22 protein-coding genes and 2 pseudogenes are annotated in these 23,731 nt (G+C 58.8%); 19 read left to right on the plus strand and 5 right to left on the minus strand.

Annotated elements, in window-relative coordinates; all coding sequences use genetic code 11:
• The first annotated feature begins 525 nt into the window (after nt 1-525).
• The 16 genes and pseudogenes from ACZXDY_RS32280 to ACZXDY_RS32355 all read left to right on the plus strand — a co-directional run bounded on the left by ACZXDY_RS32280 (nt 526) and on the right by ACZXDY_RS32355 (nt 11,425).
• Nucleotides 526-1,107, plus strand: a complete 582-nt coding sequence (locus ACZXDY_RS32280; protein WP_464348301.1) for a TetR/AcrR family transcriptional regulator — start codon at nt 526-528, stop codon at nt 1,105-1,107.
• A 66-nt stretch (nt 1,108-1,173) separates the two neighbouring features.
• Nucleotides 1,174-2,292: an alkene reductase gene (locus ACZXDY_RS32285; RefSeq protein ID WP_464348302.1), complete on the plus strand. Its 1,119-nt coding sequence runs from the start codon at nt 1,174-1,176 to the stop codon at nt 2,290-2,292.
• A gap of 29 nt (nt 2,293-2,321) precedes the next feature.
• Nucleotides 2,322-3,296 (plus strand): zinc-dependent alcohol dehydrogenase family protein, encoded by a 975-nt coding sequence (locus ACZXDY_RS32290; RefSeq protein WP_464348303.1) that lies wholly within the window; start codon nt 2,322-2,324, stop codon nt 3,294-3,296.
• Nucleotides 3,297-3,311: 15 nt separating this feature from the next.
• Entirely contained in the window at nt 3,312-4,322 is a 1,011-nt protein-coding gene (locus ACZXDY_RS32295; protein ID WP_464348304.1) for an NADP-dependent oxidoreductase, read from the plus strand.
• Between the two features lie 4 nt (nt 4,323-4,326).
• The gene (locus ACZXDY_RS32300) at nt 4,327-4,776 is read left to right on the plus strand and encodes a DUF3237 domain-containing protein (protein WP_464348305.1); all 450 of its coding nucleotides are present in this window, start codon (nt 4,327-4,329) and stop codon (nt 4,774-4,776) included.
• A gap of 50 nt (nt 4,777-4,826) precedes the next feature.
• Nucleotides 4,827-4,968, plus strand: a pseudogene (locus tag ACZXDY_RS32305) (alpha/beta fold hydrolase); the annotation flags it as partial.
• Nucleotides 4,949-5,107 (plus strand): DUF2958 domain-containing protein, encoded by a 159-nt coding sequence (locus tag ACZXDY_RS32310; RefSeq protein ID WP_464348337.1) that lies wholly within the window; start codon nt 4,949-4,951, stop codon nt 5,105-5,107. The pseudogene ACZXDY_RS32305 and the gene ACZXDY_RS32310, both read left to right, overlap by 20 nt.
• Before the next feature lie 53 nt (nt 5,108-5,160).
• Nucleotides 5,161-5,520: a hypothetical protein gene (locus tag ACZXDY_RS32315; protein ID WP_464348306.1), complete on the plus strand. Its 360-nt coding sequence runs from the start codon at nt 5,161-5,163 to the stop codon at nt 5,518-5,520.
• 1,308 nt (nt 5,521-6,828) lie between these two features.
• A complete protein-coding gene (locus tag ACZXDY_RS32320) occupies nt 6,829-7,026 on the plus strand; it encodes a hypothetical protein (protein WP_464348307.1) in 198 nt (65 codons plus the stop codon).
• Between the two features lie 17 nt (nt 7,027-7,043).
• A complete protein-coding gene (locus ACZXDY_RS32325; protein ID WP_464348308.1) occupies nt 7,044-7,202 on the plus strand; it encodes a hypothetical protein in 159 nt (52 codons plus the stop codon).
• A 20-nt stretch (nt 7,203-7,222) separates the two neighbouring features.
• A complete protein-coding gene (gene hxsA2 / locus ACZXDY_RS32330) occupies nt 7,223-7,510 on the plus strand; it encodes a His-Xaa-Ser repeat protein HxsA2 (RefSeq protein WP_464348309.1) in 288 nt (95 codons plus the stop codon).
• 352 nt (nt 7,511-7,862) lie between these two features.
• Entirely contained in the window at nt 7,863-9,320 is a 1,458-nt protein-coding gene (gene hxsB, locus ACZXDY_RS32335) for a His-Xaa-Ser system radical SAM maturase HxsB (RefSeq protein ID WP_464348310.1), read from the plus strand.
• Nucleotides 9,321-9,624: 304 nt separating this feature from the next.
• Nucleotides 9,625-10,497: a His-Xaa-Ser system radical SAM maturase HxsC gene (hxsC, locus tag ACZXDY_RS32340; protein ID WP_464348338.1), complete on the plus strand. Its 873-nt coding sequence runs from the start codon at nt 9,625-9,627 to the stop codon at nt 10,495-10,497.
• A gap of 193 nt (nt 10,498-10,690) precedes the next feature.
• Complete coding sequence (locus ACZXDY_RS32345; protein ID WP_464348311.1) at nt 10,691-10,933, plus strand: hypothetical protein; 243 nt, start codon at nt 10,691-10,693, stop codon at nt 10,931-10,933.
• Between the two features lie 4 nt (nt 10,934-10,937).
• Nucleotides 10,938-11,177: pseudogene (locus tag ACZXDY_RS32350) on the plus strand (SOS response-associated peptidase family protein); the annotation flags it as partial.
• On the plus strand, nt 11,174-11,425 hold the full coding sequence (locus ACZXDY_RS32355; protein ID WP_464348312.1) for a hypothetical protein: 252 nt from the start codon (nt 11,174-11,176) through the stop codon (nt 11,423-11,425). The pseudogene ACZXDY_RS32350 and the gene ACZXDY_RS32355, both read left to right, overlap by 4 nt.
• A gap of 1,093 nt (nt 11,426-12,518) precedes the next feature.
• Here the strand turns inward: ACZXDY_RS32355 and ACZXDY_RS32360 are convergent.
• Entirely contained in the window at nt 12,519-13,760 is a 1,242-nt protein-coding gene (locus tag ACZXDY_RS32360) for a cytochrome P450 (protein WP_464348313.1), read from the minus strand.
• A gap of 1,133 nt (nt 13,761-14,893) precedes the next feature.
• Here ACZXDY_RS32360 and ACZXDY_RS32365 point away from each other — a divergent pair.
• Nucleotides 14,894-15,175, plus strand: a complete 282-nt coding sequence (locus tag ACZXDY_RS32365) for a hypothetical protein (protein WP_464348314.1) — start codon at nt 14,894-14,896, stop codon at nt 15,173-15,175.
• A gap of 26 nt (nt 15,176-15,201) precedes the next feature.
• On the opposite strand, the gene ACZXDY_RS32370 is transcribed toward ACZXDY_RS32365, so the two are convergent.
• Nucleotides 15,202-15,774, minus strand: coding sequence for an OsmC family protein (locus tag ACZXDY_RS32370; protein ID WP_464348315.1), 573 nt, complete (start codon nt 15,772-15,774; stop codon nt 15,202-15,204).
• Nucleotides 15,775-16,002: 228 nt separating this feature from the next.
• Between ACZXDY_RS32370 and ACZXDY_RS32375 the strand changes: the two genes are divergently transcribed.
• On the plus strand, nt 16,003-16,965 hold the full coding sequence (locus ACZXDY_RS32375) for an AraC family transcriptional regulator (protein WP_464348316.1): 963 nt from the start codon (nt 16,003-16,005) through the stop codon (nt 16,963-16,965).
• A gap of 23 nt (nt 16,966-16,988) precedes the next feature.
• Here the strand turns inward: ACZXDY_RS32375 and ACZXDY_RS32380 are convergent, their stop codons facing one another.
• From ACZXDY_RS32380 to ACZXDY_RS32390, 3 genes are read right to left on the minus strand one after another with little or no spacing between them, the layout of a single operon-like run.
• Nucleotides 16,989-20,177, minus strand: a complete 3,189-nt coding sequence (locus ACZXDY_RS32380) for an efflux RND transporter permease subunit (protein WP_464348317.1) — start codon at nt 20,175-20,177, stop codon at nt 16,989-16,991.
• A gap of 9 nt (nt 20,178-20,186) precedes the next feature.
• On the minus strand, nt 20,187-21,431 hold the full coding sequence (locus tag ACZXDY_RS32385) for an efflux RND transporter periplasmic adaptor subunit (RefSeq protein WP_464348318.1): 1,245 nt from the start codon (nt 21,429-21,431) through the stop codon (nt 20,187-20,189).
• 42 nt (nt 21,432-21,473) lie between these two features.
• Nucleotides 21,474-21,899, minus strand: a complete 426-nt coding sequence (locus tag ACZXDY_RS32390; RefSeq protein ID WP_464348319.1) for a hypothetical protein — start codon at nt 21,897-21,899, stop codon at nt 21,474-21,476.
• 904 nt (nt 21,900-22,803) lie between these two features.
• Between ACZXDY_RS32390 and ACZXDY_RS32395 the strand changes: the two genes are divergently transcribed.
• Entirely contained in the window at nt 22,804-23,730 is a 927-nt protein-coding gene (locus ACZXDY_RS32395; protein ID WP_464348320.1) for a helix-turn-helix domain-containing protein, read from the plus strand.
• Nucleotide 23,731 lies beyond the last annotated feature (1 nt).

Below are 23,731 nucleotides of genomic sequence, written 5' to 3' on the forward strand. Positions count from 1 at the left end.
CAACAGCGGCCGTTCGATACGCGCTCATTCCCCCGACTGGGAGTCGGATTGATCTCGTCCGCCTTGGAACATGATCAAACGCTTTCGGAGGCATTCACAGCCCACGCCGACACTAATGAGCGTTTAGAACGCCTGCTCTCGTTGGCGGTCTTTAGATTTTCTTTTATCTCTTGGTGCACACATCGTGCACATGCTGCCCTCTAACTAATTGAAAAAGTTGAATTCTCGCTCCAATCCATCATGGGCGAATTTGAGCTAGTTCCAGCCAACGCGATCATCGCGGATCAAGAGTGGGGCCGCTAGGTCATGGCCAGCGTAACGGCATTGGATCTCGCCTCCTTACCGCGACGGATCTCGCAGCCTATGACCTTGTGAGTGAAATCACGGTTCTAAGGGACTTCTGCGCTGTCCCAAGCTCGGCGGTTTGGGCGATCTTGGCTCCACGTCAACCGGCTTGGCCTGCTCCTTGAGTACCTTTCGTCCTTCTCCCTTGACAGCATAAGACGATCGGTCATATTGAGAACCATGGCGAGACCGAGCGTAAAAGAGAATATCGTCGCGGCGGCACTTGATACCTTGCACCGGCAGGGTTTCAACGCTACCGGCGTGCAGGACATCACCGACGCGGCAGGTGTGCCGAAGGGCTCGTTCTACAATCATTTCGAGAGCAAGGAAGAGCTCGGCATCGAGGTGATCGAGCGCTATTGGCAGCGCGCGTTGGCCCATCTGGGCGCGCTGAACGACACGAACGTCGCTCCCATCGTTCGGCTCAAATCATATTTCCGGTCGCTCGACGAGATCTCCCGCAAGACCAAGTATCAGCGTGGCTGTCTGATCGGCAACATGGCAACCGAAATGTCCGACCAGAGCCGCCCGATCCGCGAACGACTGGCCATCGTGATGGCCGCATGGACCCGCGGCATCGAATCCTGCGTCCGCGAAGCCCAGGCCGACGGTTCCATGCGCCGTGACATCGATGCCAGAATGATCGCCTCATTCCTTCTGAACGCCTGGGAAGGCACCGTCATGCGCGCCAAGGTCGACAAGGACTGCAGCGCGCTAGAGGCGTTCGAGAAGGTGGTGTTCACCAGCCTCACCACGCGATGACAAGCCAAACCCGCAACGCCTTGCTCTGACCGGTTTCAATATGACTGGTCGTCTTAGGAGGATCCGATGCATCAGATACTGCACTCTCCCGTCAAGATCGGCCGCTATCAGCTTGCGCACCGGGTGGTGATGGCGCCGCTGACGCGGATGCGCGCCTCCGAGCCCGGCGCGGCGCCGGGCGCGCTGAACGCCCAGTATTACGGGCAGCGCGCCAGCCAATCCGGCCTCATCATCTCGGAGGCCTCGCAGATCTCCTGGCAGGGCAAGGGCTATCCGCGCACGCCGGGCATCCACTCCGACGAGCAGATCGCCGGTTGGAAGGCCGTGATGGACGCGGTCCACGCCAAGGGCGGCGTGATCTTCATGCAGCTCTGGCACACCGGCCGCATCTCGCATTCGAGCCATCGCAGCGATCGCTCCCTCCCGGTCTCCGCCTCAGCCGTGGCGCCGACCGGACAGGCGTTCGGCGCCGCGTTCGAGCGCCTGCCCTACGAGACGCCGCGCGCGCTGGAGACCGACGAGATCGCTGATATCTTCGCGGACTACCGGCGCGCGGCGCGCAACGCGCTGGCGGCCGGCTTCGACGGCGTCGAGCTGCACGGCGCCAACGGCTACCTGATCGACCAGTTCCTGCAGGACCGCACCAACCGGCGGACCGATCGCTACGGCGGCGGAATCGAAAATCGCGTGCGCCTGCTGCTGGAAGCGACCGAGGGCCTGATCGAGGTCTGCGGTGCCGACCGCGTCGGCGTCCGGCTGTCGCCATTCGGCGCTGTCGGCGACATGGCCGATTCCGATCCCGCCGCGCTGTTCGGGCATGCCATCGAGGCGTTGTCGGCGCGGCAGATCGCCTATCTTCACCTGATCGAACCGCGGGCGAACGCAGGCATCCGCGACGGGCTCAACCTCGCGGCGCCCGCCTCCGTCACCGCGCTGTACCGCAAGCTTTTCAACGGCCCCTTGATCGCCTCGGGCGGCTTTACACAACAATCCGCCGAAGCCGAGCTGAAGACCGGCAATGCGGATGCGATCGCGTTCGGCCGCGCCTTCATCGCCAATCCGGACCTGCCGCATCGCTTCGCGATCGGCGCGCCGCTCAACACCCCCGACGCCGGCACCTTCTATGGCGGCGGCGAGCGCGGATACACCGACTATCCCGCCCTGGTCGCGGAAGCCGTCGCCTGATTTCGAACAACAACAATGGGAGGAAGCGCATGTTTGCCGTGCAGGTCGTCGATTATGGAAAACCGTGGGATGTCGTCAGGACCGTGGAGGCGAGCGAGCCGCCCTCGCCTCCCGCAGGACAGCTCAAGGTCAAGCTGCTGGCCGCGCCGATCCATCCGGCGGATCTGCTGTTGATGCGCGGGCTCTACGGCAAGCGCCCGCCGCTGCCGACGGGCATGGGTGGCGAAGGCGTCGCCTCCGTCGTCGACGCGGGCGCGGGCACCGACTTCAAGCGCGGCGACCGCGTCATCATTCCCTACGGACACGATACCTGGGCCGACTATCTGACGATCTCCGCAAACCGCGCGGTCAAGGTCCCCGCCGGCATCGACGACGCGCAGGCGTCGATGGCGCTGATCAATCCGTTCACCGCGCGCCTGATGCTGACCGACTTCGTCGATCTCGCGCCCGGCGAATTCGTGATCCAGAACGCCGCGAATTCAGGCGTCGGTCGCGCGGTGATCGCGATCGCCAAGGCGCGCGGATTGCGGACCGTCAACGTGGTGCGCCGGCCAGAGCTGATCGATGAGCTGAAGGCTGCCGGCGGCGATGTGGTGCTGGTGGATGGCCCCGACCTGCCGAAGCGCGTGGCCGAGGCAACCGGCAAGGCGCCGATCCGGCTCGGCCTCGAAGGCGTCGCCGGCGAGGCGATGCGTTCCCTCACCGGTACGGTCGCAAAAGGCGGAACGCTCGTCGTGTATGCCGGCATGAGCGGTCAGCCTGCGGTAGCGTTTCCGCCGCATCTGATCTTCCGCGACCTCACCATCCGCGGCTTCTGGCTGATCAAATGGTTCAGATCGGCGGATCCCAAACTGGTCGCCGACATCCTGAACGAGGTGCTGCCGCTGATCGCGGACGGTTCGATCAAGGTGCCCGTCGAACACAGCTACCCGCTGTCGTCGCCGCGCGAGGCGATCAGCCACGCCGCGCGCGCCAAGGGCAAGATCCTCTTCACCTCGTCCTGACCTCTGGAGTTCACAATGCCTGCAAATCAGATGATCCTGCTGAGGCGCCGCCCGGTGGGCATGCCGACCGAGGCCGATTTCGAATTGTTCGAGCGCAACACCGCCGAGCTCGCCGACGGCGAAGCGCTGGTGAAGACGCTCTATCTCTCGCTGGATCCCTACATGCGCGGGATCATGGACGAGAAGGATTCCTACATCCCGCCGGTCAAGCTCGGCGAGGCGATGCGTGGCCACGTCGTCGGAATCGTGGTCGAGTCGCGGTCGGCGACGCTCGCGCCCGGCGACCACGTTCACGGCATGGGCGGCTGGCAGCACTACAACGTCGCCACCGCGGCGAGCACTTGGCGCAAGGTCGATCCGCAGCTGGCGCCGTTGCCGGCCTGGCTCGGGCCGCTCGGCCTGCCCGGCTGGACCGCCTATATCGGCCTGATGGACCTCGCCTTGCCCAAGCCAGGCGAGACGGTAGTCGTGTCTTCGGCGGCCGGCGCGGTTGGCACGGCGGCGGGCCAGTTGGCCAAAATCGCAGGCTGCCGTGTCGTCGGTATCGCCGGCGGCCCGGACAAATGCCGTTATGTCGTCGACGAGGTCGGATTCGACGCCTGCGTCGACTACAAGGCCGGTAATCTCATCGGCGACTTGGCCAAGGCCACGCCCGGCGGCATCGACATCAATTTCGAGAATGTCGGCGGCGCGGTGCTCGATGCGGTATGGCCGCGGATGAACCGGCATTCCCGCGCCGTGGTGTCGGGCCTGATCGCCCAATACAACCAGGCCGCCCCCTCGCCCGGACCGGACTGGGGCACGCTCTTGCGCAACCGCATCAATGTGCGCGGCTTTATCATCTCCGACCACATCGCGGCGATCCCGAACGCGATCCAGGAGGTCGCGAAGCTGCTGCGCGAGGGCAAGATCAGGACGCGCGACGATATCGTCGATGGCCTGGACAAGGCGCCGTCCGCCTTCATCGGCATGCTCAACGGCAGGAATTTTGGCAAGCTGATGGTCCGCATGGCCACCGCGCAGTAGCGCCATGAGTCCCGCTGACGACCTGCCGCCGCCGACGCTGACGCCGATCTGCGAGGTCGACGCCGAAATGGGCGAGCGCTTCGCGTTATCAGACGCACCGCTCGGCGAGCGGGCGGTGTCCGAGGTCGCCACGCTCCGGATCAGCGGCCCCCGCCTCAACGCCTCGCTGGCGGGCAAGGCCGCCGCCGACTGGCTGATCGTGGCGCGCGACCGTTCCTTTGCCATGCTGGATGTGCGGTTCACCGTGCCGACCGACGACGATGCGCTGATCTTCGTGCAGTACAATGGCCGCCTGCGCTTCTCGGCGACGGGACCGCACCGGGCCGTCGTCGCGCCCCGCTTCGAGACCGGCGATCCCCATTATGGATGGCTCAACAGCATCCAAGCGATCGGCACCGGCCTGTTCGATCCAACGACGCGCCAACTCCGCTACGCCTTCTACGAGGTCGGCTGACCTGATTGTTATGCGAGCGATCCGATTATGAGCTCGCGCCTGACGGTATGCAATTCTACCGGGCGGCTGGTCCGTTCTACGGCTACAATCGGCCCGGCGCCAAACCATCCGAAGCAGTAATCCAGAACTGTGGCTGCAAGGTGTATGACCGGCGGCGCAAAGGAACACCATGATGGCATTGTCTCGTTCTCTTAGACAGATTTTACCGCCGATCTTAAGAAGATCGGCATTCCTAGCGTTGCCGGTCGAGCGCGATCTGCACTTCGCCGCAGATAGACCGCTATCCGCCTATGCCGCGGAGGCTAGATCAGCGGGCCGTATCACGGCCTGACGTGGTCGGCGACGACGACATCACCGATCGAGCGGATCCACAGAACGTACCCCATGAATCGTCCTATTGATCGTTCATATTCGGATCAGGCTCTTGAGGAGCAGCGAGCTGCCGTCCACATTTTGCTCACTAGCCGTCCCGCAATTATCAAAGCTGAGTACATCGAGCCGGAGACAGACGGCTTCTCTCGTGCCCGCCTGCGTGACGCGATCGAAGCATGCAAGCAGACTGGCGCCACGCTGCTCGTGGCCCGAGCTGAAGCTGTCGGCAGCGGTGCACCGTTCTCGCCGCGCATCACAAGTGTTCCTATTGCATTTGCACCGGAGACTCTGCGCGACCGGGGCTACATCATCCCGGCTCCCGAGAAGGCTCCCGGCGGAATTGCGCTGTATTTTCCGGACCACGGTGACTAGCTCAGCATGCCAGTATATATGTGCAATAAGACCGACCAGGCGATGCGCGACATTAAGGTCAACACGGTCGGCATCACTACCCATATGTCCATGGGTACGCTAAGCGCACCCCTCTCTCAACGACGCCTACCTCCCTAATTATCGAACGTCTCGCTTCGACTGCTGCAGTCCTGATCGATCGCTATGCCTCTATGATCGATGGGGACTTCATTACGATCTACGACCTCGCATTCATTGATCAACGGGATCGAAAGCAACGCATTCGCACTGCGATCGGACCAGGCGGACTTTCCGCCATGTTCGTCGTTGTGGTGGCGTAGCAGAGCATCCCTCCACGCACCAGAGACCTCTGATGAAGTGGTGCGCCCGCTGCGACAACTGCCGCTGGGTCTGCGAGAACCATCCCGATAAGTCGTGGTTGGGCGAGCGCGCCTGTTCTTGCGGCGGTGCTAACGCACCCTGTCCGATCTGCAAAAACGACGACGCGGCCGGAAATGCCCGGGCGCTTCGAACCAGTCGTGAAGAAGGACCATAATCTACTGAGGGCTTATGTGCTCCGGATACGAAATGTTCTGGATGCCGCTCATAGTGTCCGCCCCGTACGCGAGAATATATCGAGCGGGCCCAATCGGGCGATGCCATAGTCAGGTCCATACGCTTTTGGGTTAGTTAGACAACCGGCAGGTCCCACGCAGCTCGTTCCCTCGGCATCGCTCAACATAACCGTTGGCAATGAGCGCGAGATGTTGTTGATGCGTCGAGGCACCACCGCCAAGCACAGACTAGTGGTTAGTGCAGCGTCCCCCGATGCGGTGGAGCGATATTAGATCGCTCATAGACGTATTGCAGCTCGGCTTCGAGACGCTCGTTGATCAGGAGGAGTGCCCGTAAAGCTCCGTGAAGGTCACCGCGGCATTCCTCGATCAGTCTGTCTATCAAATCGTTAATCGGCATCGTTGGCTCCCACGGCGTCGCGCTCCATCAACAGCGCGTAGTGGGCGAAACTTAGCTCCCATCCACAGCCCCTTAGCTGGGGCGCAAGCCTGAGGTGTTTACCGCGACGCGATGCGGAAACTGGTGTGTCCGTGTGATATACGAACAACATCCAAGCAGAAAACTGCGATAGGGCGGATTACCACCGGGAGTATTCCCCGCTGTTCACAGGATGCAAGCCAAAAGCCGCGTGTTTATGGTCGCGCCACGGCTGTCGCGACCAAATCGGTTAAACAAGCCGCTCTGTGTGACAGTTTTGCAACCTGCGCTTCTGCTCCGAAAGATAACCTTATCGTTTGGCTCGGGGGAAGGCACATGTTTGATGTTTATTTAAACGAAAGACGCGATCTGCTCGTCGTTAGTAAGGGACTTCCCATACCCGTTGTCGCCTTGGGACGATGGCGCAAGTCCAGGAAAAAAGTTCTCAAAGTGAGTGACGAGATTAGGTCGGCAGTTCAGAGGCAAGGCTATTACGTACGGAAGCGGAGAGATCTGTCGATTAAGACGGGATAACGCTGGAGAGCTCGTCCATGGCGGCTGCCGAATTGCGCATTCTCTCCAGCATCACGACAAACCAAGATGCGGTCGGCGCCGCCCCGCGTCACCGACTTTTGTCTAAGAACGCCCATTTTTTAGGCTGGCCCCATGGACTCTTCACCCGCATGGGTTGTACATCTCTTCTTGGTTGATTTGGCTGGGGGTACAAAAAATGGCTGAAAAATCTAAGTCGCTTCTTTCTGTTGGCGCTGCGCTTGCTGCACTGTCGGGTCTATCAGTGCAGGGAGCGGAAGCAAAACCAGCAGTCGTTAACAAAGATACCACCGTACCAGAAGGTAGGTCGGCGTCCTCGAAGCTCCTGCCGAACGCCCACATTCAGGTTGGTGAGGATCTTCTTGGGTTCGTGATGACGAGACAGCCTGACGGCACCCTAGTGGCCGGGCATACATCCCACGCTTCGCATGCATCCCATGCGTCTCATGCGTCAAGCCGCTACTAGTCAACAAACGTCGCTCATTGAGTTAGCCATCGATTTTGACTCGAGCATCCAGACTCTGGGTGCTCTTGAGGCCGCCGCCTACCGCCTTATCGGAACGGCGACTTGTAAAATCGAGCGCGTCAATGATCGATTGGTTTGTCACCTTGCCGCGCCGATTCATCCGTCCCGTACAGAAGAGCTGACTAGCGACTCTCTGCGAACCCGATTTCTTAACCTTGTAACGGATGAAAATCTAAGAGCCCGAGTGACGGAAAAGACGGAGGGCGTTCGCAACCTAATACTTGCCCTCGCTTTTGGCTCCCTTGCAACTGCTCGAAACGAGCCAAATTGAAAATCTAAACACCGAATTGACATGGCTCGTTTTCAACCGCCCGATGCTTTCGGCGCGTCCAGCGAAGCGATCTCTTTGCTGCCGTTCAATTTGGAACGGACGAGATCCAACGAATATCTCGTATCCAATATAGTGGGAGACTTCGTTCGCTTAAGCGAAGAAGAGATTAACAACCTGGTTGACTTGCGAGTGAGGCCAGGCGACGGCCTATATGAGAAGGCTTACGCGGCCCACTTGATCACCGGAAGCAATCAAAAGGCTCAGCGGCAAATTCTCGCGGCGCGCCTTCGAAGCCGGATGTCGTTCCTGCGCCAAATCACGCCGCTTCATATTTTCGTTGTGACCTTGCGGTGTGAACACTCGTGTCCGTATTGCCAGGTTTCCCGCCAAAGCACAGATCGCTCGCGATTTGACATGAGGGATGAGACCGCGCATCGGGCCCTCGATATCGCGTTCCAGAGCCAAGCATCGCGGATCAAGATCGAGTTCCAAGGCGGTGAACCTCTTCTCAATTTCGGATTGATCAAAACGATCGTTTCAGCTGCAAAGCAGCGATCTTCGATTGTTGGGAAAAACGTCGACTTTGTTATCGCCTCAAATCTGGCCCTGTTAGATGACGAGGTCCTGGATTTTTGTAAGTCCAATGAAATATTGCTCTCCACGTCACTCGACGGCCCTGCCGAACTGCACAACAAGAACCGACCGAGGCCAGGCGGAAACAGCTATGAGTTAGCGGTTGCTGGAATCCGTCGCGCGCGAGACATGCTTGGACCTGATCGAGTGGGCGCGTTAATGACCACTACAGAAGCGAGTTTGGATCGCGTCGATGACATCATCGACGAGTACCTAAAACTTGGCTTGGATGGTATCTTTCTGCGGCCTCTGTCGCCGTTTGGCTTCGCTATAAAGACAAAACAGTACCAGCGTTACGACGTTCAAAACTGGCTTCGGTTTTACGAACATGGTTTGCGGCGAGTTTTGGAGATCAATCGTCAGGGCAAAGCCTTTCGGGAGTTTTACGCTGCACTGATCCTGACCCGAATGCTAACTGACAAACCCATCGGTTACGTAGACTTGCGCAGCCCCGCCGGCATCGGCATCGGCGCGCTTGTATATAATTACGACGGCAGTGTATTCGCCTCCGACGAGGGAAGGATGCTGGCCGAAGCAGGGGATCATTCTTTTCGCCTCGGACACGTCAACAGCGATAGCTACAATTCGCTCATCCTGTCGGACAAACTGGTCGACGCGATTTCACTGTCGCTGACGCAAAGCGCACCAGAATGTTCAACTTGCGTTTTCGAGAGCCATTGTGGCGCAGATCCAGTCTACCATCATGCTACGCAGGGTGATGCGCTCGGGATCAAGCCACTTTCTGCGTTTTGTGCCAGGCAAAAGGGCATCATGAACCTGTTGCTCGACATTCTAGAGAATTCACCAGAAGATGCAGCTATCTTGCGTCGATGGGCTGGGTCATGACCCTACAGCTGTTTGGGACAGCCACCCGTTGCATTGGGTTTGGTAACGAAAGCCATAGATCGGTCGTAAGGCTGAGAGCTATACAAAGCCAACCTAACCAGACTCCATCAGATTTTGCACTAGCCCGCACACCCGAAGAATTTGACCTCGCGAGAAATGCGAATTGGAAGGCCGTCTTTTTCGTTGGCGAGGAAGGAGACCGTCTGCTCGACGCTGAGAGCGACACTCGGGTAATTTCGGTCGGTACTAAATTCGACTATTTTGCTGATGGAGACATCATCGGCATCCGTCACGCGTCGAAACGATTTCGAACGTTGTTCCGTCGAAACTCGAAACACAACTCTTCCTGGTGACAGAGCGGTGTAACAACTATTGCTTGATGTGCTCGCAGCCACCAAAGGATGTCGATGACGGTTGGATATTGGACGAGATCAGAGAAAGTCTACCACTCGTCGATCCAGCGACGCGTTCACTTACGTTCACGGGTGGCGAGCCGCTAACGGACTGGCGCGGCTTCATAGCCGTACTGGCGAACTGTCGCGACTTGCTCCCCCAGACAGCCCTTCAAGTCCTAACAAATGGGCGCGCTTTTTCTAATTCTGAAATAGTTGACGAGTGGACCACGGTCAGGCATCCGAACTTGATTGCAGCGATCCCCGTCTATTCGGCGGTCGATCACGTCCATGATCACGTCGTGCAGGCCAAAGGCGCTTTTGACGAAACAATTCTTGGAATCTTGAAACTGAAAGACCGGGGGCAGCGTGTTGAAATCAGGGTGGTGCTCCACGCCTTAACAGCCCCGACGATCCTAGACACCTGCCGTTGGATCGCTCGGAATGTGCCGTTTGTGGATCATGTGGCATTGATGGGCCTCGAAAACACCGGTTTCGCTATCGCGAATGATGCTCTGCTATGGATTGATCCGACGGATTATCGGCAGGGTTTAGCAGAGAGCGTCGACCAGCTAGTTGCGGCCGGGCTCAACGTCTCCGTCTACAACTTGCCACGGTGCGTGCTCGAACGTTCTGTATGGCCCTACGCAGTTCAATCTATCTCCGATTGGAAGAATGGTTATGTTGAGGAATGCGAGGGGTGCGTTGAGAAGCAGCGATGCAGTGGGCTTTTTACCTCGGGACGCCCGCGCTTGAGTCAAGGAATTAGAGCTGTAGCTTCGTAGTCGATTGGTTGAATATAGATTTCGCCGATAGCACAGAATCCGACTTCTCGAGACTGGGCGCGACAATCGCGACAGGATCGTGAGAAATACACCACGGGAGGGGACGAGAAGATGCCGGCGCAGAACGTGATTTGTGTGCCGCGCATTCATGCCGCCCGCAAAGCATATAGTCTTAATGGCGACAACGTTGATCTTGGCGGTTGCCCTCGGCGCAGCGCTCGATGATCCACAGACATCGACGCTGGAGCTCGATCGCGACCGTGCGGCAGTCGCCGTTGCCATCAAGTCGGCCGACGAGGCCAGTGCTCGGTACTCGTCGCGGTTGCTCAAGGCATTGGTCGATGTGCGCGGCTCTGTTCTGCGCAACACTTTGGCCATGCTCGATCAAAAGCGGACTGCAGTGATCCGAAGAATCGCGCTGGAGTACAGCAATTAATGCGCAGCAAAAACCGATCCCCGGCCCTCACCTCGTCTATGGCTTCCTGACCACCGAGGCGAACGCTGTCGTAGAACCGATCCATGACAAGGCCATGCCTGTCATCCTGACGACTGACGAGGAGCGCGACGTCTGGTTGCGCGCGCCGTGGGATGAGGCCAAGGCGCTCCAGCGACCGCTGCCCGACGACGCCCTGAAGATCGTCATGCGCGGCCCGGACAAGGAAGATAAATTCGCAGCATGAAGTACGCAGAGAACCGCCCCTACGCCGATCCTGAGAAAGCCAGCCGCCGGCTGATGGAGCTCGCACATGCTGTCGAGCCCGTGCAAGACGGACGCATCCACATCGACAAGATCAACTACCCATTCCTGGATCACGAGAAGGCCAAGCCGTCCGAATATGGCGCCAGGCTCAAGCTCGCGATCGAGCGCGGCTGGCTAAAGGCGCTGAAACTGCCCCAGCTTCGTGCCGCTGGGGCCGTTTCGCTTTGAGCGCGGTACGTCGCCCCTTGAACGAACCCGGACCAGGAAAGCTATGCAATTAATCTGCCCCAATCAGGCGAGCTACGCGGCCCCTGGGGCAGCTTCTCCGGAGAGGTGCCGGGGCGTTTTCTTTTCCATCAAACTCTACGCTGCCTCGCGTCTCGAACGCTCAACGAGCTTGCTGACGGCTTCGAAGCTCTTTTCATAGTTGCTCGCCGCCTGATCAACATTCTCGGCAAACAGCCGCATCATCGACGCTTGGAACTCAACGAGTGGCTTTACAGCGTTGAAGCCGAGGGAGGCACTGGCAGCCGCGCGACTCTCTTGTTCTTTGACTATGCGCGGACGTCTAATTTCTGATCGGCCATTTGATTCCCTCCTCTTGTTATTGCCCCAGCCACCTGACCCCAAACGCTAAAGCGAGATGCGAGTTTCAAAGGACGGAGATTAATGCGCTGAATAGGTCAGACAGTCAGGCTGACAACTTCTCTTCTTCGCGCCGAGCTTCGTGCGCATTAAGGCGCTCGGCGATCTCAACAGCAACGGTGAGGCTGAGCGAAGAGATAATCTCGCGATTTCAATGATTTAACCTATGTTCTCAACAGGATGAAGCATGAACGTGTGCACGCCAACCTAGCCGAAATTGCACACGTTTGTACCCGTTTTGACCTCTCAGTGCACACGTAGCGCACACGAATTGGGGAGTGGACACGGCCATGGCCAGCTTCACTCAATTGCCATCCGGGAACTGCCGCGTCCAGGTCCGCCGGAAGCACCGCTACGTGGCAGAGACCTTGGGCGCCCGACATCGACCGCAGCGGATCACCCAAACCGCGAGCATCACAAAAGGTCCGCACGTTAGGCGATCTCATCGATCTGCACGTTGAAGACATGCATGAAGTCGATCGTCCCCCTCGCTGCTCCAAGGCGGCGGTCATGGAAGCGCTCAAGCTCTCCCTGGGGACTGTGAAAATTTCTCAACTCAATCGCGAGCGGTTGATCGAATTTGGAAGGAAGCGGGCGAAGGAAGGCGCTGGGCCGGCCACCCTCGCAATCGACATATCGTTCATCAGGACCATCGCAACCCATGCGGCCGCCGGCCCTACTGCCGCAGTGCGTAGCGTATCGGGACCGTCTCCGGGCCTCCGATGAAGGCGGACTCGGAGCGCTTCGGTTTGCCCCCCAGCACCACAGCGGAGATGCGCGGGATCAACTCCTCGAATAGAATACGCATCTCCAGCCGCGCAAGATATTGGCCAAGACAAACGTGATTGCCTGCACCGAATGCGATGTGCCGGGAGCCATCCCGATCCGCCCGAAACTGCTGCGGCTGATCAAATACGGTCTCATCATTGTTGGCTGAAAGATAGGAGATCATCAGCCAATCGCCCTTCCGAATACGCCGACCTCCCAATTCGGTGTCCTCGCTGGCTGATCGCATGAAATGCGAGACAGGGCTGGTCCAGCGGATCGCCTCATTAACAAGATTATCGATCAGATCGGGCCTCGTCCTGATCCTCGGCAGCTCATACGGATGCTCGGCCAGCCCCCACATTGCGCCCGCTATGGATAACGATGTTGTGTCGTGTCCCGCCGTCACAAGAAGAAGATAGAGACAGAACGCCTCGAAACGCGGGACCGGACCGCCATCGATCATGGCGCTCGCCATCGCGCTCGCCAGATCACCGGTCGGTTGCCGTCGCCGCTCATGAGTGAGCCGCGCAAAATAGTCCTCCATTTCGGAGTACACTCCGTGGAGCTGCGCTATTAGAGGCGCCTTCCCAGGGTCTCCGTGCGTCATCCTGAGCATCAGCGCCTCGTCCTCGGGCGGAATGCCAATAAGCTTCATCAGCACGCGCAGAGGATAGTGGAGCGCAACATCTCGGGCGAAATCGCATTCCGTTCCAAGTGCGGCCATGTGATCGATGGAGGCTTTGGCAATGGCACGAAGATCTGACTCGACCTCGCGCAGCTTGGCGGAGGTAAACCACCGCTGGATTATCCGGCGATACCTGAAATGCTCGGGCCCATCCATCGAAACCAGAGTACGGAAAATATACGGCTCGCCGGTCTTGGCCCGCATCGCCGCTTCGCCAGCGCGATCGATTATAGCGATCGGACGCTCACCATTGACGAACAGACTGTTTTGCCGACTGACGTCGAACACGTCGCGATGCCGGGTCACGAGCCAGAAGGGATCATATCCATCAGCCTCGACGACGCTGACCGGGTTATTGGTACGAAGCCAGCGCAAGCCCGTCAGCAGTTCATTGCGTTCCGCATGGGCGTGTGGCGATAAGACAGCCTCGGCGATATACTTGGGGGCGGCGAGTTCGTTGATCATTGAGCACCAGCTGACCCTGCCCTGCGACTGATTGGAGCCGGCGGCCGGACTTGAACCAGCTAAGCCGGCTTGAAGCCCCGGCGGGGCTTGGGACTCAGGACGCCGGGGCAACACGACCCCCGACCATCTGACCCTCTCTTTCCAGATGACCAGCGAGCGTCGCGCTACTAAGAGAGCACAGCATCTGGACCAAGGATGATCACGTTCCTGCTGAGTGCGCCGTATTACTAACCGTTGTGCATTGTGGTAGCAGGCCTGGCTAGTCTTCAAGAAGCGTGATCTGACGGGACTGGACCGCTCGCTACCCATCCCGGCTTTACAGGCCGCAGCCTCGTCCGTCCGCCTGTCAGACGTGATGCATCGACAGCATCACGTCGCCGATGCAAATCACTCTTACGCGCTGCCAGCCACTGCTCTCTCGTGATACCCCTGTCCGCAAGACCGACGGCTCTAGTGGCGCAGCCGAGGCAGCAGCATGCCGGGCTTTTGCACCAGAACCGCCGCCACTCCTCGGCCTTGCGAGCAAAGCCGGGCCCAATTCGTCGCCCGACACGGCCCGTCTATGACCAACGCGAAGCCGGGCTACAATGGAAGCCCCGGCGCCGCACTGGAGGATCGACGCCGGGGCAACGCTCTCTCACTGACACACCATAGAGCGCTAAGGGGCGTCAAAGACAATCAGCGAGAGACACGCCGCCAAAAAGCATAGCGGCCGCCCTCATGGGATCACGTTGTGGTCAGACATGTAGCCGGACAGAACCTAGAGCGCACTATCTGTGCGCGTAGGCGTCATGGAGCAGCTAAGCTGCTTGCTTGAAGCGCGCGAATACCCACGAGAGCCATAGCAACTCATTCAAAACGGCTGATCCTGCCGCGCGACCGCTCACCGGGTATCGTCAATAATTGGAGCGTGATGCCTCGCACGGTCACTTTCGATGCGTCGCTGAGCGTCACACCAACGCGAACAGCACCCCCTGCGCGTCAGACGACGCGCCTGGTCAACAACCTCGACAGAAACGTTTCTTTGAACCGCGCACTCTGGACTCTCACGGCCCGAACGGCTGAGATAACAGCCGCAGCCTAAGAGACCGGCCTCGGTTCGTGCGGGCGAGACTATATCCCGGAGAACAGCAATGACCGTCGAAAAACCCGTACGTTGCTTCGTCGTCGTGCCTGGCGCCGCCCCAGGCAACCGCGTCGCCATCGCAAAGCGCGGCGCGCGCGGTTTCTATATGACCGACCTCGACGGCCGCACCGAAACCGAACAACAGCTCCAGGCGATTGTCGACGCGATGAACGAGCGCATTGGCGTGGGCAAGGCCGAAGCGCACGCCATGCTTTATGGCGCAGTGCTCGGCTGGCACATCCCCGCGGCAGATAGCCACTACTGGCGCGACCTGGACAATGGGCAGTGACGGCGCCGCTTTAGTCCAAACCAGAATCACTCCACGACGAGGGTTGGCTCGAGGCCCACTGTTTCGGAGAGATTGTAGAAGTTTGGCGAAGTTGCCATCACGGCTTTATGTATCTCGGCGAACTGCTCGCTGGTGCCGCTACCCTTGATGCGGACGACATAGCTGAGCTTGTCGTAGCCCGGCGCCACGGCTGGATCGATTCCAAGGAAGCCGCGCAGGTCGATTTCACCGCGCGTCTCTATCTCAAGCCTTTCCAAGATAATTCCCCTTAATGCGCATTGCGCAGCGTACCCGACCATCATGCAGGCATTGAGCGCCGCCAACAGGTACTCCTGCGGATTGGCAAAGCGGTTCGATCCGCCCAATTCACAAGGCTCATCGATATCGATCGAAAATTGGCGAGATATGCGCGCTCCGCCGATCTCGAAGCCATCGACTTGAGCCCGGCTGTGTGTCTGGCCCTGCCAGAGCGAAGTGACGCGCCAGCTTGTCTTGCCCTGGAGGGCGTCACCCCTGACGCTCTCTATCAGAGCAAGCAGGGCGTCAACATTGATCCCGTTAACGATGTTTGGTTCAGCAGTTTTCGTTCGGGCGGACATAGAGCTCTCCTTTGTAGGTGGATGTGAATCAGAGAATGGTCCTGCGCTGTTGGCGCCAGGCGAGCCCCCGCATGGATGCGCTGACTTGGCTCATAGGCTGTTCTATGTTGACAGACAGACGAGCTTGTTGGCTGATGCGCCAATCACTATGTCGAAGGCGGCCACGTGGCTATGACCGGCCCGCCGGAAGTTATGACCGAAACGCCGGAGGCCTGCTGGAAGGCAGCTATGGACGCGTTATCCGATGTCCTGAGAGTTGCGCATGTAACGGGCGGCGTCTTCTTGCACGCGGAGTTCTTCGCGCCGTGGTGCATAGCCACACGCGTCGCGCCCGAGCATTGCGCGCCGCTTCTTCGATCGGCGTCCCACCTGATAATGTATCACTACGTCGTCGAAGGCGACTTTCGAATCCGAGTTAACGGTGGCGAAGGGGAAGGCCTCAAGATCGAGGCCGGTGAGGTCATTCTGCTTCCGCGAAACGATCTGCATCTGATGGGCAGCGACCTGCGCCTGCCGCCTGTGCCCAGCGGAGAAATCATCCGCCCGCCGCGGCACGGCGAGTTGTTCTCTATCCATCACGGTGGCACCGGCAAACGCACCCGCCTGGTCTGCGGATTCCTCGGCTGCGCCGGTGCCGAGCACAATCCAGTGATAACAAGCTTGCCGCCGTTGCTCAAACTCAGAATCGAGGAGAGAGAGGCAGCCGAATGGATCCGCTCGACGTTTCAGTACGCGGCGGAAGAGGTTTCCAGCGGTCGTCCGGGATCGGAGAGCGTGCTTGCCAAGCTTTCGGAGTTGTTGTTCGTCGAGACAGTGCGGCGGTACGCGGAAGGCCTACCGGAAGGCCAGACCGGATGGTTCGCCGGCTTGCGCGAACCCCACGTGGCCCGCGCACTGGCGCTGCTACACCGCGACATCGCGCGGCACTGGACCGTTGACGACCTTGGCCGCGAGGTTGGCCTGTCGCGCTCGGCGCTAGCCGATCATTTCATTCGTCTGCTCGGCGTTCCGCCTATGCACTATTTAGCCAATTGGCGCATGCAAGTTGCAGCCGAAAAGCTTCGCAGTACAAACGCGTCCGTGGCACAGGTCGCCGAGCTGGTGGGTTATGAGTCCGATGCGGCGTTCTCTCGCGCCTTCAAAAAGACATTCGGCGTGTCACCGGCCACGTGGCGGCGTTCCAAAAGCTGAAGCGAGGTTCTCGACAGTACGCTTCAGCGTTCATGCCCCTGGACCAAACGTGGCTGATCGATTGCACTTCGTGCGGGCTCGTTCTTGCTATGGATGATAACCCACTTGCGTAGCGCGACGTAGAACACCGGCGTCAGAAAAAGACCGAACAGCGTAACGCCCAGCATGCCGGCGAAGACCGTAATTCCCGTCACCTGCCGGACCTCGCTACCGGCCCCTTCCCCCACCACCAACGGTACCGAGCCCGCGATAAATGCCACAGAGGTCATAACGATGGGTCGCAGCCGCAAGCGGCAGGCTTCAAGCGCCGCTTCTATGACCCCTTTGCCGTGTCTCTCCAGTTCGCGAGCAAACTCAACGATCAGAATAGCGTTCTTGCAGGCGAGCCCCATGAGCACGACCAAGCCAACCTGGACGAATACATTGTTGTCTCCTCCCTTGAGCCAGACGCCGAACAGCGCCGAACACATGCATACCGGCACGATGAGAATCACCGCCAGCGGGAGCGTCCAGCTTTCGTACAGCGAGGCCAGCACCAGGAAGACGAGGAGCACCGCTAGAGGAAAGACAATTATTGCCGCATTGCTTTGGGTTACCTGTTGATAGCTTAAGTCCGTCCATTCCAACTGGATCCCGCGGGGCAACACCCTCTCCGCGATTTGGCTCAGTTTGGCAATAACCTGCGCGGATGACAGGACTTTCGGGTCGGAGTCACCGATAACATCAGCCGCAGGGTAACCATTGTATCGGACCACCGGATCCGGACCGTAAGTCGGCGCGATCGTCACCATCGAACTGATGGGCACCATTTCGCCGCGCGCGTTGCGCATCCGAAGGTTCCCGATGTCCGCAGCCTGCTGGCGATATGGCGTGTCCGCCTGAGCCATGACCCTGTAGACTCGGCCAAACTGGTTGAAGTCGTTGATATACGTCGAGCCGAGATAGACTTGCAACGTCTCGAACAAATCCGTCATTGCCACACCCTGCGCCTTGACTTTCGTTCGATCGATCTTGACCTCGAGCTGCGGAATATTTGCCTGATAGGAACTGACCGGGTAAGTCATGCCGGGAGTGCGCGCGATCTCTGCCCTGAACGCATTGAGCGCATCTTGCAGCGCGCCATAACCAAGTCCCGCGCGATCCTTGAGATAGAGCGAATAGCCGGAGCCATTTCCGAGCCCCTGGATCGGCGGCGGGAGCAGCGCGTAGGAAAAGCCATCCTTGATGCCGGCAAACTTCGCGTTCAGCTCTCCGTTGATGCTCATAGCGCTCCGGCGGCGCTGGTCAAACGGTTTGAGTATGACGTAGGACGTCACGATGTTCGGCGTATTCACGACCTGCAGCGCGTTAAAGCCTACATAGGACTGAATGATATCAACTCCTTCGACGCTGTGAGCGATCTCGTCCATCGTCCGCGCAACTGCGTCTGTACGGGCTAATGATGCGCCCTCGGGGAGTTTAGAACCGGCAAACAAGTACAGTTTGTCTTGTGTCGGAATAAAGCCACCAGGCACGACATGAAACAAGACAGCAGTCAGGGCCAGAAGGACCGTATAGGCGGCGAACACCGCACCACGCCGGCCCAGCGATCGTTGTACGATTACCTCATATCCGTTCGAACTGCGTTGAAAGAAGCGATTGAATGGGCGGAAAAGCCAACCAAAGGCACGCTCCATAATACGCGAAAGCCAGTCCTGCGGATCCCCATGAGCCCGCAGCAACATCGCAGCCAGAGCAGGCGACAGCGTCAACGAGTTGATTGCGGATATCACCGTCGAAATCGCAATCGTCACCGCGAACTGTTTATAGAACTGGCCGGTGACACCGGACAAAAATGCCATGGGTACAAAGGCCGCGCACAGCACTAATGCGATTGCGATGATCGGACCGGAGACTTCACGCATTGCCTGCTCAGCGGCATCGCGCGGGATCAGGCCCTGCCCGATGCATCGCTCGACGTTTTCGACGACTACGATTGCGTCATCGACCACGATGCCGATCGCCAAAACCAGGCCGAACAATGTCAATGTGTTGATCGAAAAACCAAGCAGATACAGAAAGGCGAACGTTCCGACCACCGAGACTGGTACGGCCACCAACGGAATAACTGATGCACGCCAGGTCTGTAGAAACAGAACAACGACCAACACGACCAGAACTGTCGCCTCGACGAGCGTGTGCTGTACAGCCCGTATCGACTCGCGCACGAATACAGTCGGATCCCAGACAGCTCGGTAGGTAACGCCAGGCGGAAAGCTCGCTGATAGCTCATTCAATTTGCCATAGACAGCAGTGGCAACACCGAGCGCGTTGGCTCCCGGCGACAAGAAGATACCAGCGGTTGTCGCATTCTTGTTACCTTCGAATACCCGCATCGTGTAGTCATCGCCGCCGAGCTCTATGCGGGCGACGTCGGAGAGCCGGACCACTTGGCCATCTTCGCCGCTCTTTATGACGATGTCGCCGAACTCGCGCTCGGTCCGAAGGCGGCCACGAACGTTGATTGAGACCAGGAGCTCTGTGCGCTTCGGAGAAGGCTCTGCTCCCAACTGCCCGGCCGACACCTGCACGTTTTGCTCGCGCACTGCGGCAAGTACATCCGTGGCAGTCAGGCCGCGCGACGCCAGTCTGTTCGGATCGAGCCAAATACGCATCGCATAGTCGCCGGCGCCGTAGAGGCCGACATTGCCAATACCGACGAGGCGCGACAGCTCGTCCTTCACGTTCAAGGTCAAATAATTGCGCAAGTATAGAGAGTCATAGCGATTATCCGGCGAGAACAAGCTAACATACATCAGCGGTGTGGGAGCCTGCTTCTGCGTCGTTACGCCATACTGCCGCACCTGATCGGGCAGTCGGCTCAGCGCTTGACTCACTCGGTTTTGTACCCGCACAGCAGCGGTGTCAGGGTCGACCTCAGGCAAAAACGTGACGACGACCTGTAAACTGCCGTCAGAGCCGGCAACCGACTTCATATACATGATACCTTCGACGCCGTTGATCGCCTCCTCCAGCGGCGTGGCGACCGACTCGGCCGTCTCCTTTGGATTGGCGCCGGGATATGTCGCACGCACCACCACGCTTGGTGGTACGACTTCGGGATATTCACCGACAGGGAGAAAAGGAATCGCCAGCAAACCAGCCAGGAAGATGACAATCGATAAGACGATTGCAAAGGTCGGACGCTCAATGAAGAAGCTGGAGATATCCATCGTCGCGCCCTATTCTTCTGCTGTCGCGATGGGACGCTCGGATGGCTTCACGGGCGCTCCGGAAAAATAGATTCGCTGAAGACCATCGATGATGAGCTTGTCGCCCGGCGTCAGGCCGGACTCGACCACGCGAAATCCGCCGCTCGTCCGCCCGAGCTTCACATCTTTTCGCAGCGCCGTACTGCCGGGACCGAGAACGTAGACATATTTGCGGTCCTGGTCCGTCAGCACTGCCTTGTCGTCGATAAGGATCGCCGGCGCTTCGTCGTCGCTCGATATCTGCACGCGCGCGTACAGGCCCGGCGTGAATGCGCGGTCAGAATTATTCAGCCGCGCGCGCATCCGAATACTCCCGGTTTGCGGATCGACCTTGTTGTCGACAAAATCTAATTTGCCAGAGTGAGAGAAGCCATCTTCGTTGGCCAGGCCAACGCGCACAGTCAGCGCAGCTCCTATCTGGTTCTTCAATGAAGTGGCGCGGTACCGGAGATAGGAGTGCTCGTCAGGATCAAAATAAACATAGATGGGATCTTGAGAGACCATCGTGGTGAGCAAGCTTTGATCAGCAACCGCCAGATTGCCAACAGTAAGCATAGCGCGGCCGACGCGACCGTCGATGGGGGCGCGCACCTCCGCGAATTCGAGATTGACTTTCGCAACGGCGAGTGCCGACTCTGCGTCCAGAACGTCCGCTTTATTCTGTAAGTATGTGGCACGACGAGTATCGGCTTCTTCCCGAGACACGGCACTCGTCGGTAGAAGCACCTGGGCACGGTGGTCACGGAGATCCGCCAAGGCCGCAAGAGCCTGCGCCCGCTGCAATCTGGCAGCCGCGCTGTCTACAGCTGCCTGGTAGGATCGTGCATCGATTGTAAACAATAGATCGCCGCGATGTATCTCATCTCCCTCCTTGTAGGCAACGCGCTCTACATAACCGCTCACACGTGGCCGTATCTCTACGGACTCAATCGCGCTAATCCGACCGTTGAATTCGTCCCAGGACCTTATTGGCTTTGCGATCACCGGAGCCACATCGACCTCTACGGGCCTGACATCCGCGGCTGCTGTCGTATCGTCACAGCCGCCTATGCTCACCGCGACCGATAACAGCGCGCTGACCAGCCAGAACCATTGTGGGAGGCATCGTTCTACGTTGTAGTGAACCGATGCGCAGAGCTCCATCGCCGCCGCGACGAAAAGGCGTTTGAACTTAAATATTTCGTGCAATTGATCGGACGACAAATATCTACTCACACACATCTCCCGCCAATTCACCTTGCCCACGGAGCTGACTTGTCATTTGAAGGCCAGCACGGCCGCGAGAAGCACGCCGAGAAAAGCCAAAGTCGCAACTATGCCGCCAAGCTTCGAAGTTCTGGCGGCAGTCTGGTCGCCCGCGGCCGATTTCCGGAAGCTTGTTTCCTCGAAGGCTATTGCTGCGAACATGACCGCTATCAACACCATCTTGGCCCAGAACCACGGCGTCGCGCCCTGCAAGCCGCCGTACTTGAGCCAAAGCAGACAAGGCCCGCTAATGAGCAAAGCCGCCGCCGCCACCTTCCCTACGGTCGCCATATGGAAGCCGATGCGGAACAGGGTCGCGCGTGCTTCCTCGTCGACCTTGGGAAGCGTGGCGCCGATGATAGGCATAACCACGGAGTTGGAGCCGCCGGCGACGAAGGCGACTATGTGAATCCAAAGCAGGAAGCTAATCGTATCCATCTGAGTGCTCTCTGGGTGAAGCTCGACGCTGGCCGTGAGGTGATGGCAGCCTGAGCGACGTACCGACGAATGCGGAGGTCGAAATGCGGTCCGAGAGGGTCGCTACGGCTGGCCATCACAAGCGTCGGACTTATCCAAATCTCGGACGTTTGCTCAGCTCCAGTCGGGTCTGATCTCGGGGTTGTCTGCGATGACCCAACAGATTCTAGATCTTCGCGTGACGGGAGTCGTGCGCCTGCAGCGCACTATCATCGCTACTGAGGTGCCCTCCCTTATTGATCCAACCAGGGTCTTTCTGCGCGTCGAAATCAGAGACGGCGGCCAGCCGAGTAGGGTCGCCGGCGGCAGCGCAATCTGGCGAGTGTTACGTCTGTATTAATGAGTGCGGCGTGATGAACGCAGCGCTATTCCTTGGCGGAATAGTTCGCCGGCCCGGGCACATCACCCGGTGATGAAGGACGCCTTGGCCGTGGTCGCAGCCCAGGAGAATCGCACATTTTGGTGATCGTCGGACTGCAAGTCTGGCAAGGATTTCTTTGGATATTAATTTTGGTGGGCTTCAACTTCTTGCCACCCCTTTATGGGTGCAGCCCAGCCCGAAATATGATTGCAACGCTAGAGGTTTTCGCCACACGAAGAGATTTCCGCTACGGAGCCGCTGGCTTACGGCCGACGAGAAGCGCTGGCAACGGTCAAGTGGAACATCCATCCGAAACATGAAGGGCCTGCGGCCGTGACCAAGACGAATCGTGCCTTTGCAAAGCCAGCCTCAATAGCGTTGCCCGAGCCCCTATCGTCCGCGGCGCCGATGCCGGTTTGGCGTGATGCTCTTCGCCAGTCGCAAGCCCTGGACGTAGGAGCATGGCACGAAACTATCCACTCGACGTGGGGCCGATATACGCCAGTGGTCAACGACCCCAAGTCGTTGGTCGCGAAGATTCGCGCGCAAAGCCTCTACGGATTGTCCGCGATGCATCTTATGCCCAACGCTTCGCGCGTGGAACGGACACAACGAGATGCTCGCGTTGACGGCATGGACCATTACTACGCCTTGTTCTCGGTCGTAGGCACAGTAAAGGTACTTCAAAACGATCAGGCCATTGAGCTGAATAGCGGTCAAGTACTGCTGGTCGATTCAGCAAGGTCCGTGAGCTACGTGGCAGATCAAAATGAGCAACGGCAGGATACCTTCGCGGCAAATCCGGAGCGGAACGCCTATCGGCAATGCTTCGCTCTTCAACTACCGCGTCAATCACTGGTCTCTCACTTGGGCTTTGAACCACAGTATGGTCCGGGCGCTCGCTGGGATACTCCTGCAGGGCGAGCGCTGTTCAAAATTGTAAGTGATGCCGTCGACGAGGAAGAACCGATGTCCGGCTCAACCTCGGGCTACATGCGACTGGTGATCTACGATCTGATCGGCGCTATCTTCGCGCCACCAGACTCGGCGGCTTTCTTCCGCAGTGATAAGCTCTTTCAGCGCGTCTGCAACGTTGTGAGCAATCACTTCGAAGATCCTAACGTCACGCCTGACGACGTTGCAGCCGAAGTCGGGATATCGCGTCGTTATCTCCAGAAGCTGTTTGCGATGCGGAATCTGACCTATACTCATTTCATCAATTCCGTGCGTCTCGATCATGCTGCGCGCCTCTTGCGGCGCCGTGCCGTGCTGGGCACAACGCAGCCTATCAGCGCGATCGCTTATTCCTGTGGCTTCAGCAACTATGCAAATTTCGCCAGACAGTTCCGGAATCGCTTCGGGCACGCTCCGGCCGCCCATGCGAAAATTCACGACGACGATCCGCACACAGGACGCCGGCATACGAACTAGT

It is taken from the genome of Bradyrhizobium sp. LeoB3 (assembly GCF_055456055.1).